The sequence below is a fragment of the Gilvimarinus sp. 1_MG-2023 genome, from assembly GCF_030548285.1.
Genome location: NZ_JAUOSC010001749.1, coordinates 1 through 235 on the forward strand (window position 1 = coordinate 1; position 235 = coordinate 235).

The window sequence follows — 235 nt, forward strand, 5'->3', positions numbered from 1 at the left end:
GAATCTGGGCGAGTTTGGCGCGGCGCTCGGCGCTCAGTTTGTTTTCTTCCTGTACAGTTTGCTTTTCGTCAGTCATGGGCATAACTTGTTTGGTTAGAGTCCAGCCTTGAGGCTCGCTTCAATATATAAATCTAAGCCGCCGTCGAGTACGGTTTGGAAGTTACTGGTCTGTACGCTGGTGAGCAAATATTTTATGCGCTGGTCGTCAAGCACATAGGAGCGAATCTGGCTGCCC

General features: G+C 50.2%; 1 pseudogene. It reads right to left on the bottom strand.

Going from position 1 to position 235, the window contains the following annotated elements:
- Window positions 1–93: 93 nt before the first annotated feature.
- Window positions 94–235 (bottom strand): annotated as a pseudogene (gene prfB / locus Q4563_RS22740) (peptide chain release factor 2); the annotation flags it as partial.